Annotated in this window: 1 protein-coding gene; it reads right to left on the reverse strand. The window is 72.0% G+C overall.

Annotated features, from left to right (window positions below):
• Window positions 1–503: condensation domain-containing protein (locus ACTMVF_RS42420; protein ID WP_441276436.1), on the reverse strand; the 503-nt coding region annotated here is incomplete at both ends.

Below are 503 nucleotides of genomic sequence, written 5' to 3' on the forward strand. Positions count from 1 at the left end.
TGGTTGCCGCGCCGGTCCAGCTCCGCGTACGTCAGTGAGTCACCGTCGCACACCACCGCGACCGCGTCCGGCGTACGCAGCGCCTGCTCGGCCACCAGCTCGTGCAGCGGCGTGTCGGGCAGCTCGGTCCGTGCCCCGTTCCACTCCACCAGCACCCGCTTCCGCTCGGCCGGGTCGAGGGTGTCGAGGCGTCCGACGGGCAGGTCGGCGTCGGAGACCAGCGTCTCCAGCACCCGCACCATCCGGTCCGCCAGTGAACGGACCAGCTCCCCGTCGCAGACGTCCGCGCGGTGGTCGAGGCGGAGCTCCAGGGCGGAGCCCCTGGTGTGCGCGACGAGGTTGACGGCGAAGTCCGTGCTCTCGACCGCGTGGAAGCCGGCCACGCGCAGACCGTCGAGCCGACGGCTCGTGACGTCGGCGCTCACCGGGTAGTTCTGGAAGACCATGGCGGTGTCGAAGAGTTCGCTGTGTCCGGCCCAGCGCTGGATGTCGGCCAGGCCGGC

The organism is Streptomyces sp. SD31 (assembly GCF_052068475.1).
Taxonomy (GTDB): Bacteria; Actinomycetota; Actinomycetes; order Streptomycetales; family Streptomycetaceae; genus Streptomyces.